The following is a 17646-nucleotide window of genomic DNA, read 5'->3' on the forward strand; positions in this document are numbered from 1 at the left end:
ACAAAAGGCACAAAATTCTTTTGACACATTAGTCACATCAGATTTAAGTTTAAAAACTTTGAAAATAAAAGAACACATTAGCTGAAAATCAAAGATTTTCAAAAGCTTTAATGCTCTTTAAAAAGTTTAGTGTTCAAACTTTACGGTCAAAAAAAACTTTTGTGCCTTTTGTGGTTCAACCTAAAACAATGAAATCATTTTTTAATATCGTTTCTTTTTTCGCGGCAATTGCTGTGTCCGCGCAGTCGTCTCCCGTGATTTCAGAAATGGATAAATACGTAAAACCCCGCTATCGTGTCATCGTCGACAATGATTTTGGCGGCGATCCGGACGGATTGTTTCAGCTCGTTCATCAGATTCTTTCGCCTTCGACAGAAATTAAAGGAATTATCGGTTCCCATTTGAAACCAGGAGACCCGTTTGATAAATCTAATGTTACTGCTGAAAACGCAGTCAAGAAAGTCAATGAAACTTTGGAAGCAATGAATCTTAAAAACAAATTTTTCGTTTTCCAGGGTTCAAATGACCCATTGAAAGATTTGAAAACACCCAATATTTCCGAAGGTGCAAAAGCCATTGTTGCAGAAGCGATGAAAGCAGATGAAAAAAATCCTTTGTTCATCGTTTGCGGCGCAGGTTTGACGGAAGTGGCGAGCGCTTATTTAATCGAACCAAAAATCGCTGACAAAATTGTTGTCGTTTGGATTGGAGGTCCGGAATATCCCGATTTGGCAACGCCACCTCCTGGTTACACGCCTTTAGAATACAATCTTGGAATCGATATCAAAGCAGCGCAGATTGTTTTCAATGAATCGAATTTAAACATTTGGCAGATTCCGAGGAATACCTATCGACAAACTTTGATGTCTTACGCAGAACTCGTAACGAAAGTAAAACCAGAAGGAAAAACAGGAGCTTATCTAACCAAGAAAATCGAGGATTTAATGGAAATGGTTCAGAAATTCAATCTGAAAATCGGTGAAACTTACATAATGGGAGATTCACCGTTGGTTTTGCTGACAGCTTTACAATCATCATTTGAAGCCGACCCGTCATCAAGTTCTTATGTCATTAAAAATGCTCCTAAAATCAATGACAGCGGACTTTACGAAGACAATCCGAAACGAAGAAACATCAGAGTCTACACCCAACTCGACACTCGACTGATGTTCGAAGATTTCTACTCAAAACTAAAATTATTCAATAACAAAAAGTAAAAAAATATATAATTATGCAGAAGAATATATCAACGCTGATAGGACTTTCTCAGAAAGCAAAATATTCAGGATTATTCCTGGCTTTATTGGCTGCATCGCCGTTTTCGAATGCTCAGACTAAAAATAAAACGGTAACGGTTGACGGAAAAACATTTAAAGATTCCAACGACAACGGGAAGTTAGATGTTTGGGAAGACACACGTCTTTCTGTTGACAAGAGAATTGATGCCATCATCAAGCAAATGACCAACGAAGAAAAGGTCAATCTATTAATCGGAACCGGAATGCCCGGAATCGAAGTGCTGACAGGTCCTGTCGGAGATTCAAAACAAGGTTTGGTTCCAGGAGCAGCAGGTGGAACAGATTCTTTTAACAGATTTGGAATTCCGGCGACGATTGTTGCGGATGGACCAGCTGGTTTGAGAATTCAGCCAACGAGAGATAACGACTCAAAAACGTATTATGCAACGGCATTTCCAGTTGGTACCGCTCTGGCTTCGACCTGGAATAAAGATTTGCTGGAAAAAGTTGGAAAAGCAATGGGAAATGAAGTGAAGGAGTATGGAGTAGATGTACTTTTGGCTCCGGCTCTCAACATTCAGAGAAATCCATTGAACGGAAGAAATTTCGAATATTATTCTGAAGACCCATTAATTTCAGGAAAAACTGCAGCTGCGATTGTGAACGGAATTCAGTCGCAAGATGTTGGAACTTCCATCAAACATTTTGCTGCGAATAACGAGGAAACCAACCGTTTGACCATCAACGCTCACGTTTCCGAAAGAGCAATGAGAGAATTGTATTTGAGAAATTTTGAAATTACCGTTAAAGAATCTCAGCCCTGGACGGTAATGTCATCTTATAATAAACTGAACGGCGTTTACACGTCAGATTCTAAAGATTTACTGACTCAGGTTTTAAGAAATGAATGGGGTTTTAAAGGAATTGTAATGACCGACTGGTTCGGAGGTTTCCCGGGATTTGAATCGATTAAAGACGGCGGACTTTCTGATGTTGTCAAACAAATGAATGCAGGAAATGACCTGTTAATGCCAGGAATTCCGGCGCAGAAAAAAGTGTTGTTGGAAGCTTTAAATACCGGTAAATTATCTCAGGAAGTGGCAAACCTGAATGCGAAAAGAATCTTGGAATATATTTTCAAAACACCAACCTTCGCACATTACAAATACAGCGACAAACCTAACTTAGTTGAACACGCAGAGGTAACGAGAAACGCGGCAACCGAAGGAATGGTTTTGCTTAAAAATGAAAAAAATGCATTGCCATTTGCCGATAAACAGAAAGAAGTTTCGTTATTCGGAGTGACTTCTTATGCCTGGATTACAGGCGGAACAGGCAGCGGAAGTGTGAACAATAAACACACGGTTTCTTTGTTGGAGGGTTTAAATTCTGCAGGCTACAAATTAGATAAAGAATTGGTTGATTTATATAAACCATTTGCAGAAAAAGAATCAACTGCCGAAAAAGAAAGCCGAAAAGCAAGAGGCATTTTAGCACTTCCGGGAAGACTGGCTGAAATGAAAATGGACGACGCTTTCCTGGCTAAAAAAGCTGAAACTTCTGAAATCGCTTTCGTAACTTTAGGAAGAAACTCAGGAGAAGGCGGCGATAGAGTGGTGAACGAAGATTTCAATCTGGCAACGGAAGAAATCGAAATGCTGGACAAAATCTCCAAAGCATTCCACGCAAAAGGAAAAAAAGTGGTGGTGATTTTAAACATCGGTGGTGTTATCGAAACGGCTTCGTGGAAAGATAAAGTGGATGCAATTCTATTGGCTTGGCAACCAGGTCAGGAAGGCGGACATTCCGTAGCTGACGTCGTTTCCGGAAAAGTAAATCCTTCAGGAAAGCTGACAATGACTTTCCCAGTCAATTATTCCGACCACGCATCAGCAAAGAATTTCCCGGGAATTCCTGCGGATAATCCAAAAGAAGTGACGTATGAAGAAGGCGTTTATGTTGGGTACCGTTATTTCAATACATTCAATGTGAAACCGTCTTATGAATTTGGTTTCGGTAAGTCGTACACGGATTTTGCTTACAGCAATTTAAAACTGAACTCTAAAACTTTCAATAATAAATTAGAAGTAACGGTTGAAGTAAAGAATACTGGAAAAGTAGCAGGAAAAGAGGTAGTGGAATTATACCTTTCTGCACCCAACCAATCCATCGATAAACCAAAATCTGAGTTGAAAGCCTACGCCAAAACCAAAGATTTGAAACCGGGAGAATCTCAAACCATCACCTTGACTTTAAATCCGAAATTTTTGGCTTCTTACATTACCTCAAAATCCGCTTGGGTTGCGGAAGCAGGAAATTATAAGGTTTCTGTCGGTGCCTCTTCGTTAGACATTAAACAAACTGCAGATTTCTCGCTGCCAAAAGAATTACTAGTGGAAAAAGTACAGCATGTTTTCCCGGCTGATAAACAGTTTGAAGATTTGAAACCTTAAAAAATTTGTTGTAGAAAAAAAAGTTACATAAAAATGGCGCTATTTTAGTTTAAATGGCGCCATTTGCTGTTTATGAAATCGAAAGTTATGTTTTAAAGTCGATTTTTGAAGGATGTTTATAATGTTATCAAGATTTTGATCACTTGCAATAATCTTTCTTATTATTTCATTATATCTCTACTATAAAATCCAACTCACTCAATCAGAAATATAGATGACTCAATTTTTTTATTTATTGCAGTATCATTTAACTCATCAATCTGGTAATATTGTAAAAAAAATATCTAACTTGTAATTGTTCTATTTTCGATACTATGACTGATTTTCTTTACTTGGATTACAATGCTACAACGCCTGTTGACCAACGAGTTGTCGATGCGATGCTTCCTTATTTTAATTCTCTGTTTGCCAATTCGGGAAGTTCTCATTTGTTTGGACTCACTGTGAAAGAGGCAATTGATGAAGCTGGTGAACAAATCGCAGAATTAATTTCGGCAAATCCAAAAGAAATCATCTATACATCCGGCGCTACGGAAGCCGTCAATCAAGCTATTAAAGGAATTGAGAAAGTGAATGGTAAAAATCATATCATCACTTTCAAAACCGAACACAAGGCAGTTTTAGACACTTGTCAAAATATAGAACAGCAAGGATTGTCTGTAACTTATCTCGATGTAGGAAGAGATGGATTGATCAACCTGGATGATTTGAAAAACGCGATCACTGATAAAACATTATTGGTTTGTGTAATGTTTGTCAATAATGAAACAGGCGTCATCCAGCCAATCAAAAAAATTATCAAAATCGCTCACGATAAAAATTGTCTTGTTTTCTGTGATGCCACGCAGGCTGTGGGCAAAATTCCGGTAAATGTCAAAGATCTTGGGATTGACCTGATGGCTTTTTCGGCGCACAAATTTTATGGTCCGAAAGGGGTTGGTGCATTATATATTTCTTCCGAAATTAAAAAATATATAGATCCTCAAATTCACGGAGGAGGTCAACAATTTAATTTGCGAAGCGGCACTTTGAATGTTCCAGGAATCATCGGAATGGGAAAGGCAGCGGAAATAGCAATGGAAGAAATGGCCGCAGATTCACGAAAAATTAAAGGACTAAGAGATAACCTCGAAAATTCGCTATTAAAAATTCCTAACACATCCATCAACGGAGATAGAGACAAACGCATCTTCAACACGTCAAATATTTGCTTTTCTGATGTAAATTCCGAGCAGATGATTTTATCATTTGGAAATATCTGTGTATCAAGCGGTTCGGCTTGCAATGCGACAACATCCAAACCATCCCACGTTTTGAAGGCAATGGGAATGAGTGATCTGGATGCACTTTCTTCAATTAGATTTAGTTTAGGTAAGTTTACGACCAGATCGGAGATTGAAATGGCGACAGAAAAAATCGAAAAAATAGTGCTTCAACTACGCAAAGAAAGTTAATGACTATCTCCGTTCTTCACTGAAAAAACGTGCAAAATCTGCGGGAATAAGGCTTGTACATATTCCTTCACAGCGCATGCGGATCCAGGCAAAGTTAAAATCAGCATATCATCAGAAAAACCAGCAATTCCTCTGGAAAGCATCGATGTTTTCACGCGGTCTTGTCCATAATTTCTGGCAGTTTCCATGATGCCCGGAATTTCCTTTGTGATGAATGGCTGCACAGCTTCCGGCGTCACATCACGATTGGACAAACCTGTTCCGCCTGTAAACAACAGCAGATCACAGCCTTTGCTTTTATGCAATTCAATTTGTTGACGAATGTCCAGAATATCATCAGGAACAATAGAGTAGTCAATATGATTGATTCCTTGATTGTTAAGAGACTCGACCAAGAATTTACCTGAAGTATCTTCTTTAATTCCTTGCGAAACAGAATCACTGCAAACCACAACTGCAGCTTTCAAATTTTCAGTCTCCATATTTTTCTGATTGCTTTTTCCACCCTGCTTTTCCAACAATTTAATATTGGAGATCTCGACATTTTTATCGATAGGTTTCAACATATCATAGATCACCAAAGCCGCAACAGATGCGCCATGCATCGCTTCTACTTCGACACCGGTCTTGTAAATGGTATGAACTTCAACAGTGATATTGATGTTCAAATCATTCATTTCGTAATTGATGGAAGCAAATTCAACCGGCAACGGATGACAATCGGGAATCACATCGCTCGTTTTTTTGATTGCCAACAAAGCAGAAGCTCTTGCAAATTCCAAAATGTTGCCTTTTGGGACAGTTCCATTCTTCACGGCTTCTACAGTTGAGATATTTGAAGTTTTGATTGTCGCCGCAGCGATCGCTTTTCTAAGTGTGAAAGTTTTAAAAGTAATATCTACCATTGCTTATTGGTTTATTTTCCATTGATGTGTTTCGTCCTCAAAGATCTCTTTGCCCCAAATCGGAAGTTCGTTCTTAATGCGTTCCACCACTTCATTACAGGCCAAAGTAGCCTCTTTTCTATGCTTGGAAGAAGTGAATACAAACAAACAAATTTCCCCAGCATTCACAACACCAAGACTGTGATGGATATGCATACAAGTGATGTCATATTTCGCAAAGATCTCTTCTCGGATCGCTGTCATTTGATTCAATACTAAATCTTCATAAGCTGTGTACTCAATTGCTTTTACCGTTTTACCATCAATTTTATCAGCACGGATCTGTCCTAAGAAGATCTGATGTGCACCAATTTCCGTCTTCGAAGAATGTTTTGTGATACTTTCTGCGATAAACAACGGCGATATGGGTGAATGCTGAAATATGTTTTTGATCTTACTCATTGATCTTTTGATTTAATTGATTGATGCCACCTTCCAAATGGCTGATGTTGTAATCAGAACCAAGAATTTCCTGTAAAACTTGCGCACCTGCAAGACTTCTCTTACCTGACTGGCAAACTACAATGACATTCTTGTGCTGAATTTGTGTTGAATTCTCTTTTAATTGAGATAAAGGTATCGATAAATAGGGAATCCCAAGCTTGGGATATTCATTGATCTCACGTACATCAATGATGGTGGTTTCTGGATCTTTTGAAATTAAATTAAATTCTGCAGGAGAAATATTTTTAATTCCAATTTGCTTTATTCCGCAGTGAACTTCATAATCCATCTTCTCAAATTCCGTTATCGAAGAAGGAATACTTTTGTTCGTCATATTCTCCGCAGGTATTTCGAAAATGGCAGTTTGATAATCCAGAACATTGATGGTCATTAATCTATTGATCAATGCTTCTCCGATTCCTGTGATTAGCTTGATCGCTTCTGTAGCCTGCAACGTTCCGATAATTCCGGGCAAAACGCCAATAACACCAGCATCATTACAATCCGGAACTTCTCCGGGTTTTGGCGGTTGAGGAAAAAGATCTCTATAATGCGTTGAAGATCCTTTCTTATCTTCAACATTGAAAACAGCGACTTGACCTTCATACTGATAGATCGCCCCGAATATCAAAGGTTTTTTCAAGATTCTGCAGACATCATCTAGCAAATAACGTGTCGGGAAATTATCCGTGCAATCAATTACGAAATCATAATCAGATAAAATCTGAATGGCATTATTTGTACTAATTCTCTCCGAAATTATATTGATTTGAATTTCAGGATTCATTGAACTAAGCCTTTCAAATGCAGCTTCGGTCTTGAGCTTCCCGATGTCACTCGTTGCGTAAAGGATCTGTCTATGCAAATTGCTGAGCGAAACTCGATCATCATCTACAATACCAATATTTCCAACACCTGCTGCAGTCAGATATTGAAGAAGAGGACATCCCAAACCACCAGCACCGATCACAAGAACCTTTGCTATAGTCAATTTTTCCTGAGCTTCAATCCCAAAACCCTGGAGTTTGATCTGTCTGTCGTATCGTTCCAAATTCAACATCATATTATCCGCCTGAATAGGGTGGCATCAAAGCTACCACGTCGTTATTTTTTAAATCCGTATTTTCTGAAATAATCTTTTGATTGACCGCAATCCTCAGTTTTAAATCTTCCAGCTGAGGAAATTTCTCATTAAGCTGATTCAGCAATTCATCAGAGTTTTCAGCTTCCAATTCAAAATCAGAACCTAAAATTTCTTTCAATCTTCCAAAGCTTATGATCTTAATATTGGCCATTAATCTATTTTTTAAGTTGAATCGTTTTCAGCATTTTGACATAACGTCTTCCTGTCGCAAAATCTGTTGGCGACAAGGTAGAGATACCATCTTTTGATCTGCCTTCAATTTCGGGAATGATGAGAACGCTGTCACCAACGGGAGAATTGAAGATCTCGTTCCAGGAAAAAACCACTTTATAACCGTCTTCCGCAACGCAAACAATGTAATATTCGCTTAAAACCTTTGGCGATTTCTCCTTAAATGAAATTTTGGAAAGAACGTCTCGAAGCAAAACTCCTTTCACATTCTTGATCGTCGAACGGTACTCTTTCAAATGATTGGTAATCTGAAGGCTATCGATCGTATGTTTTGAATATTTTGATAGATCCGCAGCTGTTACTATTGTTTTTTGATTGTCAGGATCAATGATCTCAAAGCTTTTAGATTGGGCAAAGCTTAGAATAGTGAAAAGAAAAGATAGTAGTAATATAAAATTTTTCATTTTCATTTTTTAGATTGTGCTAGATATTAATTTGTAAGAAGCCATCAAAAGTACGACTGCGAGGACATATTTCAATCCGTTTTGATTTAGTTTTTTGGATGCCAGGTAAGAACCTAATAATCCACCAGCAAAAGCACAAACAATGTACATCCACATATCATTTGTAAAGGCAATCTCTTTGGTGAACATTCCGCCTAATCCTGCTACAGAATTGACAAAAATAAAGGCTGCACTGATGGCTGCTGTTTGTTTTTGATTGGTCCATTTTAATAGAATCAGAACCGGCGAGAGTAAAATTCCGCCCCCAATGCCTATCATCCCCGAAAGTAAACCGATAATTCCTCCGAATATTAATGATAGATAGATTTGAGGATCCTTGAGTTCGCTGTCTTCCGGACTTTTGAAGAAGAAAAATCTGATGACAGGGAAAAGTAAAAGGACACCTAAGATCCGTTTGTACAAATGGTCTTCGATATGGATCATTCCGCCAACAAAAGCAAGTGGAATAGACGCAATTGCAATCGGAATAAAGGTTCGAAGTTTAAAATGCCCGCCTCTGTAATACTGTATAAAAGCGGTCAATGACACGAACAAATTCAAAACGAGAGCGGTCGGTTTCATCTCTTTAGGAGCTACGCCGTACAAGGCCATCAAAGCCAGATAGCCGCTTGCACCGCCGTGTCCGACTGCCGCATACAAAGCTGCGATGACAAATAAAATTAAATAAAATATTTCTACATTCATTCCTCGGTCTTTACTTTAATAATATGATCTCAACAACTTCATCCTTATCACAACCTTCTGCATTTTCCGGCAAAATCATCAGAGAATTGGCTTCTGCAAAGGATTGCAGACGGTACGATTCCTGCGCGCGTAGTGGCGTGACTTTTCCGTCAGCGTATGTTGCTTTGAGAAAATGTGTAAGACCTGTTTTTTTCTTGTAGGCAGATGTCGCAGTTGCGTTGATTTTTTCAGTTATTGTCGGACGCTTCATTACTTTTGAAAGCAAAGGTGCGATGTACAAATAAAAACAAGTCAGTGCCGACGATGGATTTCCCGGTAATCCAAAGACCAGTTTTTCATCTTTGGTTCCAAAATAAAACGGTTTTCCTGGTTTTTGTCTGATCTTATGAAACTCCTGTTCAATTCCACATTTTTTTGTAGCATCAATGACGTAATCGTAGTCGCCTACGCTCACGCCGCCAACCAAGATCACAATATCGGTTTTTGAAATCGCCAAGTTCAAGATTTTTTCAAGTTCCAGGGGATCATCCTTTACCCAAAATTTTTCTATCAAATTAATGCCGCATTGCTTCAGGACACTTTCCAACTGATAGGAATTGGATTCGAAAACCTGACCGAATTCCAGATCGTTTCCTGGTTGCACCAACTCATTGCCCGTTAAAATTAATGAAACAGAGGGCTGTGCAAAAACTGTAACTTCCGTACATCCAATCCCAGCCAGATAACCGATGGCTGCAGCTGAAAGATAGCTGTCTTTCCTAACTGCAACAGTATCTTTCTTTGCATCGCTTCCGGCATCTCTTAAATTTAAACCATTTTCGAGGTCAGAATCTTCAATAATCAGATAATCATTATTTTCTATTTTAATTTTCTCCTGCATTACGACTGTGTCTGCACCAATCGGAAGTGGCGCACCAGTGAAAATCCTGCAAGCTGTTGAGTTTTCTAAATGAAACGGTTCTGTAGTTCCAGCAGACATTTCGCCTACAATTTTCAGCTTTAAATCTTTATCTTCAAAACGGATTGCATAGCCATCCATTGAAGATTGTGAAAAATTTGGGATATTATATTTTGAATAGATATCTTCCGAAGTAGTGTAACCAAACGTTTCTTTTAAAGGGAGAATCTGATGTTTTTTTTTCGGAATATTTTGATTGATGATATCCTGAGCTTTCTGTACACTGATCATTCTTTTGATTTTAAATTTTCATAATCCACTTTCGTATCAATATCAATAGCGCCTTTTTCAAATTCGAAAGTTTCTACATCTTCCATACTTCTCTGAATAATTTTCTTCGCACCTTGCTCACCTGAAAGTTCCATCAAAACATTAAAATGTTTTTTAGAAAATAAGGCAGGAACACCTACTGTATCGGAATACCGAGCTGCGATGATATTTTTGTTTGAATTCTCTTTAAGCTGGAACATCTCCGTAAAAATTTCGCTGGTCAAAAAAGGCTGATCACAGACCGAGATAAAACAATGCTCCAGATCCGGAAACAGCTTTATTAAGGCTTCGAGTCCAACCTTAATTGATGAAGCCATTCCAGATTGCCAATTATCGTTAATGGAAATCTGTATGTTTTTATTCTCGATTTTCGACGCTATCTCATTGTGGTAGGCACCTAACACCAGGATGATGTGATTTTGATTGAAAACTTCCAGCGCTGTATCGATGGTTCTGTCCAGCAACATTTTTCCTTGGTAGGAGAGAAGCTGTTTTGCAGTTCCCATTCTTGACGAATTTCCTGCTGCCAATAATATAATTCCGGTATTTTTCATTTATCCACCGATTGTGATCATACTTCTGTTCTCGATGATGGAAGCATTGATCTTTTCAAATTGTTCATTCAATTGTCCGCCTTGCGTTTTTGCCTTAGACCCGATTGTACTTTCTATGATAGGTAAAATATCCTGACCATTTCGCAAAGGTGTTAACAAATCGGTTTCCTGTTTTGAGAACAGGCAATTTTTCAATTTTCCGTCAGCAGTGAGTCTTATTCTGTTGCAGCCACTACAAAACGGCTCGCTCATTGTGCTGATAATGGAAAAACTTCCTTTGTGACCTTTGATGCTGTAGCTTTTTGCGGTATCGTTCGGACCAATTGGCAAGGGAATGAAGTCATAGTTTTCATTAATGATATCCAGAATTTCCATCTGCGTCATCACTTGGTTGCTGCTCCATTGGTTCCCGCTGAAAGGCATAAATTCGATAAACCGAATATCCACAGTATTGGTTTTAGTAAACGCGATGAAATCCGAGATCTCATCATCATTGACACCTTTCATAGCGACCACATTGATCTTGGTCTTGATTTTATTCTGTAGTAATAGATCGATATTTCTAAAAACGCGGTCAAAATAATCCCGACGTGTGATCTTCAGAAATCTATCTTTCTTCAAAGTGTCAAGGCTGATATTGATGCTGTGGAAATTGGCTTTAATAATTTCAGGAAGCATATCGTCAATACGAATTCCGTTTGTGGTGCAGGTCAATTGCACCTGTAATTTTCCAAGATTGCTGATGATCTTTGAAGCATCTTTTCTCACGAAAGGTTCTCCACCAGTGAGCCTGATCTTATTGACGCCGTGCTGCACAAATAGTTTCGCAATGGTATCGATCTCATCTACCTGCATCAGTTTTGAATTTGGTGTGAAATCATAATTTTCCTCCGGCATACAATAGAAGCAGCGCAGATTGCAATTGTCGGTCAAAGATATCCGCAGGTAATTATGGGTTCGTCCAAATTGATCGGTCAGCATTATTTTTTTATTTAATTACTGACAATATCAGTATGAATTTTTTCTTTTTTATCTCTCAGAGAAAGACCTTTTCGTTGATTCAAAACCGCTTGTATTTCAGCTACTATGGAAATGGCAATCTCTTCTGAAGTCTCTGCTCCGATATCTAAACCGACTGGTCCGAAAAGTTTATTTAGCTCTTCATTACCAATCACCATACCAGAACTGGCCATATCTTCTATCATTCTGTCAAGTTTTGTCTTCGGACCTAAGAGACCTACATATTTTAAAGGCTTATAAATGATCAGTTTTAGCAATGCCAGATCATAATTGTAATTGTGCGTCATCAAAACAAAAATGCTTGATTCGTCGATTTCAATTTTGTTAATGATCTCCTCGGGCGTAGCAAGAAGAACTTCGTCCGCTTTTGGGAACCGCTTTTTTTGTGCGTGGGTAGCTCTTCCATCGGCAAGAATTATTTTCCAACCAAGGATTGAAGCTGTCTCTACCAAAGGTTTAACGTCATTTCCTGCACCTGCGATGATCAATGTGGTTTGCGGGGGAATATATTGGAATAGGATTTCATTGGATGAAGCCTTCTTTATCACATTTTTTTTCCCGTCGAAAACTTGTGAAGAAAAGTTCAATACTTCAGTTTCTGAAATGGTATTAGGATCCAATAATGTGACTTCTTGATTTATGATCGATGCAATGGTTCCAATCTGAGTATTTTTTTTCTCCAATGAAAATATGGTCGTAATGACAGATTCATTCCGGCCTTCCGTTGTCTTTTCCAAAAGAGAAATTGGATTTTGAGCTGCGTTTTCATCAATATATTCAAATAAGATATGGACAATCCCGTTACAACCAAGCTGAACTCCAAATTTTACGTCATCAGGATTGCTGGTGTCGTAAGTAATTAGTTTGTTATTTTTTTGATGAATAGCCAATACTGCTTTTTTCAAGGCATCACCTTCCAGACATCCACCGCTGATCGCGCCCGTAAGTTGTCCATCTTCTGTCACCAACATTCTTGCGCCGGGCTGACGGTAAGAGGAACCTTCAACCTTCACGACCGTTGCTAAGGCAGTCTTTAAACCATTGCCTTTTGCTTCTCGGTAAGCTTTTACAATATCATTTATCTCTTTCATTGGACATTGACGTTAACTGCTTTCAAATCTAATTTAGAAATTTTCGATGGAACAAATATGCCTAAATTTATTCTTTCTATTCAAATTTACATAAATATTACAATTTACAGGTCTAAGTTTTAAAAATCGGTAATAATGGTCGGCGAAACAGTGATCCGTATAAATTTCCTGATGGTGTTATCAAAACAGTAATTTTTAGTTTAAATAGATTTGGGGTAATACCTTGACCCAAATGTTTATTTAATTGATAATGATTCCAATTAACTATTATGTTCGCATAACGGTTCTTTTTTTGTAATACGTTCATTATACCAAATTACATCGTATGGGAAATCATGGAAAAAAGTCAGTTACACTTAAAGTGAATGGTAATAACCATCATTTGGAAATATTACCTTGGGTCTCACTTCTGGATGCGCTCCGTGAAAGGATACATTTGACCGGAACCAAAAAAGGTTGTGACCACGGACAATGTGGTGCATGCACCGTCCTGATAGACGGGAAAAGAAAATTAAGCTGTCTTACGCTTGCCGTGATGCAGGAAGATACCGAGATCACTACGATTGAAGGCATTGCTAACAATGGAGAACTTCATCCGATCCAACAGGCTTTCATTGATCATGATGCATTCCAATGCGGCTATTGTACGCCTGGGCAAATTTGCAGTGCGATAGGTTTAATTAATGAAAATAAAGCAGAAACGCGTGAAGAAGTTCAGGACCTGATGAGCGGAAATCTTTGCCGTTGTGGAGCGAACAGAGGAATTATTAATGCTGTGATGGCGGTAAAACAAGGTATATCTTATGAATAATTTTTCCTATCAAAAAGCCATAGATGTGAATAATGCTATTTCGATCATTAATGAAAATGCTGACAACAAGATTATTGCAGGAGGCACCAACCTTATTGATTTGATGAAATATTTCGTAACGGAAGCTGAAACTGTCGTTGACATCAACAAAATTCCCAATATAGATAAGCTTGAAGAACTTCCCAACGGAAGCGTTCGTTTGGGCGCATTGAAAAGCAATGCAGATACGGCTTACCATCCAGTGATTGAAGAAAGATATCCATTGTTGTCAAAAGCTATTTTGGCTGGAGCATCTGCGCAGATCAGGAATATGGCAACCAACGGAGGCAATCTTCTGCAAAGAACGAGATGCTATTATTTTTATGATATTCACACACCTTGCAACAAGCGTGAGCCAGGTTCTGGTTGTTCTGCGATTAATGGTTACAATCGTATTCATGCCATCTTGGGTCACAGCGAAAATTGCATTGCTGTTTTTCCTTCGGATATGTGTGTAGCACTTGCAGCATTGGATGCAGTGGTCAATATCTCGGGCCCAGATGGAGATCGAAACGTTGAATTTTCAGATTTTCACAGACTTCCTGGTGACACACCACAAATTGATAATAATTTGAAAGTTGGTGAAATCATTACTGGAATTGACCTTCCAAAAAAAGGATTCTCCGAAAATTATTCATATCTAAAATTAAGAGATAGAAGTTCCTATTCTTTTGCATTGGTTTCAGTGGCAACAGGTTTGGATCTTGAAAACGGCCTTATCAAAGAAGCCAGAATTGCGATGGGAGGAGTTTCTCATAAACCTTGGCGTGTAAAGGAAGCGGAAGAATTTTTGAAGAAAAAAGAACCAATTGCTGACAATTTTGCAGCAGCAGCAGATCTCATTCTGAATGGTGCCGTCGGATACGAACACAATAGTTTTAAAATTAATCTCGCAAAAAAAGCCATTGTCAGAAATTGTTTGATGTCTCTTAACCCAAAATCTCAACGTCCAGGGGCAAAACCTTCTTTATAATTAGTATTAAATGTAAATTTATGGAAAATATACCGTCAATTGGAAAACCTGTAAGTCGTCTGGAAGGTCATCTCAAAGTAACAGGAAGCGCAAAATATGCAGGAGAATATGAAGTAGATGATTTACTGTATGGATATGTGGTCAATAGCACGATTACAAAAGGTAAAATAAAATCGATTGATACATCGGAAGTTAAAAAAATGGAAGGTATCATCGAGGTTTTTACGCACGACAACAGACCTTCCACAGCTTGGTTCGATTTCCAGTATGCTGATATGGATGCGCCACCTGGAACTGTTTTCAAACCGATGAAAGATAATGAGATCAAATACAATGGTCAGCCGATCGCTTTGGTCGTTGCAGAGACTTTTGAGATGGCTCGTTATGCAGCGACAAAAATTAATATAGTGTATGAGGAAGAAATGTTCGAAACAGATCTGAAGTCGAATTTGGATCAATCTCGTGAGCCGAAAAAAGGTCTGGCTTCTATGCTGAAACCTCCGCCACCCAAACCAACAGGTGATTTCGAAAAGGAATATCAAGATTCTTTCGTTAAAATCGACAGTCAATTCTCCCACGGAACGGAACATCATAATCCTATGGAAATGTATGCTTCGACCGTGATCTATGAAGGAAAAGATAAATTAAAAATATACGATAAAACCCAGGGAACAATCAATTCCCAAATGTATGTTGCCAATGTTTTTGGCTTGAAAATGAAAAACGTTCAGGTAATTTCTCCCTTTGTAGGCGGCGGTTTTGGCTCGGGTCTTCGCCCGCAGCATCAGCTTTTTATGGCTGTAATGGCTTCGTTAGCATTAAAACGAAATGTTCGCGTAACATTGGATCGGGCACAGATGTATATGATCGGGCACAGACCACCAACCTTGCAACATACAAAATTCGGAGCCGATGAGAATGGAAAGGTTAATGCCATTTACCACAAAGCTACAGGTGAAACTTCACGTTTTGAAGATTATGTAGAAATCGTTGTCAACTGGTCAAATATGCTTTATCCCGCAGAAAACACTTTGCTGGAGCACGAGATTGTGCCGTTGGATGTTTATAGTCCACTGGATATGCGGGCACCTGGAGGAAGCACTGGAATGCATGCCATCGAGGTAACTATGGACGAAATTGCGTACAAGTTAAAAATTGATCCTTTAGAATTGAGGTTGATTAATTATTCTGAGATCGATATAAGCAGCGAGAAAGAATATTCAAGCAAAGAATTAAGAAACTGCTATTTGCAAGGTGCTGAAAAATTTGGTTGGAGCGAGAGAAATCCGGAACCAAGAAGTATGAAACGAGGCAACAAATTAGTCGGATACGGAATGGCCACTGGAATCTGGGATGCCAATCGAATTTTTGGAAGAGCAGAAGCGATTATGACAGCAGATGGTAAAGTAGAGATAAAAAGTGCCGTAACTGATATAGGAACAGGAACTTTGACTATTATGACGCAGATTGCAGCAGATGAACTTGGTCTTCCAATAGAAAATGTTAAATTTTCTCATGCTGACAGCAAAATGCCTTTTGCGCCTATCCAAGGTGGATCTTTTACGACGGCAACGGTCGGACCGGCTGTCCAAAATGCCTGTCAGGCTCTGAAGAAGAAGTTATTCAAAAAAGCGAAGGATATCGAAGGTTCGTTTTTGAAAGATGCTAAGTTTAATGAAGCCATCTTCCAAAATGGCTTTATCATTTTAAAAGATGAGGCATCTAAAAAATTGGATATTAGTGATGTCTTCCACGCTAATGATGGAAAAGCAATTAAATCAACCAATTCTGCAATGCCAAATCCACTAACCTACGGGAAAAAAGCGAGAGCTGTTCACAGTGCTGTTTTTGTTGAGGTTGAAGTCGACGAAGAACTTGGTACTATAGAATTAGTACGTGCCGTAACAGCTGTTGCAGCGGGAAAAATTATTAATCCGAAAACTGCTGAAAGCCAGATTTTGGGAGGAATGATATGGGGAATTAGCAAAGCACTTCACGAAGAAACTATTCTTGATCATAATTTAGGAAGGTATATGAATGCCAACCTAGGTGAGTATCATATTCCAGTTCATGCTGATATACATGATCTGCAAGTTGTGTTTGTTGAGGAAAATGATGAATTTGTCAATGATCTTGGAGTAAAAGGCGTGGGAGAGATTGGCGGTGTCGGAATGCCCCCTGCAATAACAAACGCAATTTTTCATGCTACGGGAAAAAGAATCTATGAGCTTCCGGTACATTTCGAAAAACTAATCTGAAGCTTTGATTATTAACTTCTTATTTTTTCTAGTACAAAGTAAGAGTGGTTAGGTGTATGACTGGTTAATCGACTTTTAGATGTTTGCTAACTTAAAATTTAGTCAAATCATTGCTAGAAACGAATGTTATCAATAAAGCTTCTGCCATTAAAAACAAGAGTATTCAGAATATCTGCTTCCAGCATTTGTTCTAATTCTTGTTTTTAATAAAGTCTGGTTCTTTATACCACTGGAGAATTTAAAGATTCTACGATAAATATTATGTCCGGTATTCGAACGGAACTTCTTAGACTCCTTTAGTGACATTAAATCTTCAACACCATTTAATAATATTGCTACAGATGTATTAACGTATATATTGTACGGACTTTTGTAAAATATATCCAATGGCGAATATTGTTATTTGAGTATGTGGGATGATACATCTTGGTCGGTATTAGAGCAAACAATTTTAACGGCGTGATTAGATCGATTGCTGTAAAAACTTTGCCTAATTCAGCTCACATATTCGTTTGGAAATGATTTGAAAGTTTAATGAAACTTTATATGGAAATATATTAATTTGTGCACCGACTTTACTTATTGAAAGTTTTTATGGATTTGTATCTGAGAAATA

16 protein-coding genes are annotated in these 17646 nt (G+C 38.3%); 6 read left to right on the forward strand and 10 right to left on the reverse strand.

Features of this window, described 5'->3' with window-relative positions; all coding sequences use genetic code 11:
- Positions 1-188 precede the first annotated feature (188 nt).
- The 3 genes from LUD75_RS18230 to LUD75_RS18240 all read left to right on the forward strand — a co-directional run bounded on the left by LUD75_RS18230 (position 189) and on the right by LUD75_RS18240 (position 5145).
- Entirely contained in the window at positions 189-1217 is a 1029-nt protein-coding gene (locus LUD75_RS18230) for a nucleoside hydrolase (protein ID WP_232707235.1), read from the forward strand.
- A gap of 14 nt (positions 1218-1231) precedes the next feature.
- Positions 1232-3691 carry a glycoside hydrolase family 3 N-terminal domain-containing protein gene (locus LUD75_RS18235; protein WP_232707236.1) on the forward strand — a complete coding sequence of 820 codons (2460 nt, stop codon included), beginning with the start codon at positions 1232-1234 and terminating at the stop codon, positions 3689-3691.
- Between the two features lie 314 nt (positions 3692-4005).
- Positions 4006-5145 carry a cysteine desulfurase family protein gene (locus tag LUD75_RS18240; protein WP_232707237.1) on the forward strand — a complete coding sequence of 380 codons (1140 nt, stop codon included), beginning with the start codon at positions 4006-4008 and terminating at the stop codon, positions 5143-5145.
- Here the strand turns inward: LUD75_RS18240 and moaCB are convergent.
- From moaCB to LUD75_RS18290, 10 genes are read right to left on the reverse strand one after another with little or no spacing between them, the layout of a single operon-like run.
- Positions 5142-6050, reverse strand: coding sequence for a bifunctional molybdenum cofactor biosynthesis protein MoaC/MoaB (gene moaCB / locus LUD75_RS18245; RefSeq protein ID WP_232707238.1), 909 nt, complete (start codon positions 6048-6050; stop codon positions 5142-5144). The two genes, LUD75_RS18240 and moaCB, sit on opposite strands and share 4 nt — an antisense overlap.
- A 3-nt stretch (positions 6051-6053) precedes the next feature.
- Entirely contained in the window at positions 6054-6491 is a 438-nt protein-coding gene (locus tag LUD75_RS18250) for a molybdenum cofactor biosynthesis protein MoaE (RefSeq protein ID WP_232707239.1), read from the reverse strand.
- Positions 6484-7596 (reverse strand): molybdopterin-synthase adenylyltransferase MoeB, encoded by a 1113-nt coding sequence (gene moeB, locus LUD75_RS18255; protein ID WP_232707240.1) that lies wholly within the window; start codon positions 7594-7596, stop codon positions 6484-6486. The genes LUD75_RS18250 and moeB overlap by 8 nt, the downstream gene beginning before the upstream one ends.
- Before the next feature lies 1 nt (position 7597).
- Positions 7598-7828 carry a MoaD/ThiS family protein gene (locus LUD75_RS18260; RefSeq protein ID WP_232707241.1) on the reverse strand — a complete coding sequence of 77 codons (231 nt, stop codon included), beginning with the start codon at positions 7826-7828 and terminating at the stop codon, positions 7598-7600.
- Positions 7829-7832: 4 nt separating this feature from the next.
- Positions 7833-8312, reverse strand: a complete 480-nt coding sequence (locus tag LUD75_RS18265) for a molybdopterin-binding protein (RefSeq protein WP_232707242.1) — start codon at positions 8310-8312, stop codon at positions 7833-7835.
- A 9-nt stretch (positions 8313-8321) separates the two neighbouring features.
- The gene (locus LUD75_RS18270) at positions 8322-9056 is read right to left on the reverse strand and encodes a sulfite exporter TauE/SafE family protein (RefSeq protein WP_232707243.1); all 735 of its coding nucleotides are present in this window, start codon (positions 9054-9056) and stop codon (positions 8322-8324) included.
- A gap of 10 nt (positions 9057-9066) precedes the next feature.
- Complete coding sequence (glp, locus tag LUD75_RS18275) at positions 9067-10245, reverse strand: gephyrin-like molybdotransferase Glp (RefSeq protein ID WP_232707244.1); 1179 nt, start codon at positions 10243-10245, stop codon at positions 9067-9069.
- Positions 10242-10838 carry a nucleotidyltransferase family protein gene (locus tag LUD75_RS18280; protein ID WP_232707245.1) on the reverse strand — a complete coding sequence of 199 codons (597 nt, stop codon included), beginning with the start codon at positions 10836-10838 and terminating at the stop codon, positions 10242-10244. The genes glp and LUD75_RS18280 overlap by 4 nt, the downstream gene beginning before the upstream one ends.
- Entirely contained in the window at positions 10839-11819 is a 981-nt protein-coding gene (gene moaA, locus LUD75_RS18285; RefSeq protein WP_232707246.1) for a GTP 3',8-cyclase MoaA, read from the reverse strand. It lies immediately after the preceding gene.
- 11 nt (positions 11820-11830) lie between these two features.
- Positions 11831-12949 carry an XdhC/CoxI family protein gene (locus LUD75_RS18290; RefSeq protein ID WP_232707247.1) on the reverse strand — a complete coding sequence of 373 codons (1119 nt, stop codon included), beginning with the start codon at positions 12947-12949 and terminating at the stop codon, positions 11831-11833.
- Between the two features lie 325 nt (positions 12950-13274).
- Here LUD75_RS18290 and LUD75_RS18295 point away from each other — a divergent pair, with 325 nt between their 5' ends.
- Genes LUD75_RS18295 through LUD75_RS18305 form a run of 3 tightly spaced genes read left to right on the forward strand, consistent with a single transcriptional unit; the run spans position 13275 to position 17030 of the window.
- Positions 13275-13760, forward strand: coding sequence for a (2Fe-2S)-binding protein (locus LUD75_RS18295; protein WP_232707248.1), 486 nt, complete (start codon positions 13275-13277; stop codon positions 13758-13760).
- Positions 13753-14772, forward strand: coding sequence for a xanthine dehydrogenase family protein subunit M (locus LUD75_RS18300; RefSeq protein ID WP_232707249.1), 1020 nt, complete (start codon positions 13753-13755; stop codon positions 14770-14772). The genes LUD75_RS18295 and LUD75_RS18300 overlap by 8 nt, the downstream gene beginning before the upstream one ends.
- Positions 14773-14792: 20 nt before the next feature.
- Complete coding sequence (locus LUD75_RS18305) at positions 14793-17030, forward strand: xanthine dehydrogenase family protein molybdopterin-binding subunit (protein WP_232707250.1); 2238 nt, start codon at positions 14793-14795, stop codon at positions 17028-17030.
- Positions 17031-17646: the final 616 nt, after the last annotated feature.

It is taken from the genome of Epilithonimonas sp. JDS (genome assembly GCF_021261315.1).
Taxonomy (GTDB): Bacteria; Bacteroidota; Bacteroidia; order Flavobacteriales; family Weeksellaceae; genus Epilithonimonas.